General features: G+C 70.0%; 1 protein-coding gene. It reads right to left on the reverse strand.

All coding sequences use genetic code 11. The annotated features are described in order from the left end of the window. Positions 1 to 677 (reverse strand): AAA family ATPase (locus DMB66_RS60265; RefSeq protein WP_125812727.1); only part of this gene is annotated, 677 nt, incomplete at both ends.

Consider the following 677-nt stretch of genomic DNA (forward strand, 5'->3'; position numbering starts at 1 on the left):
GATCGGTCTCCTTCGCCAGCGCTAGCTTCTCCACCCGCATCCGGTCGACCTGGCGCTGCAGCTGGTCCAGCTCCACCGGCCGGGAGTCGATCTCCATGCGCAGCCGGGAGGCGGCCTCGTCGATCAGGTCGATCGCCTTGTCGGGCAGGAACCGGTCGCTGATGTAGCGATCGGAGAGCGCGGCCGCCGCGACCAGCGCGCCGTCCGTGATCTGCACCCGGTGGTGTGCCTCGTAGCGGCCCTTGAGCCCGCGCAGGATGCCGATCGTGTCCTCGACCGTGGGCTCGCCGACGACGACCGGCTGGAAGCGCCGCTCCAGGGCGGGATCCTTCTCGATGTGCTCGCGGTATTCGTCCAGCGTGGTCGCGCCGACCATCCGCAGCTCACCGCGGGCCAGCATCGGCTTGAGCATGTTGCCGGCGTCCATCGAGCCCTCGCCCTTGCCGGCGCCGACGACGGTGTGCAGCTCGTCGAGGAAGGTGACGACCTGGCCGTTGGAGTTGCGGATCTCCTCGAGCACGCTCTTGAGGCGCTCCTCGAACTGGCCGCGGTACTGCGCGCCGGCGACCATCGCGCCGAGGTCGAGCGAGACCAGCTTCTTGTCGCGCAGGGTCTCCGGCACGTCGCCGGCCACGATGCGCTGGGCCAGGCCCTCGACGATCGCGGTCTTGCCGACG

The organism is Actinoplanes sp. ATCC 53533 (assembly GCF_003947245.1).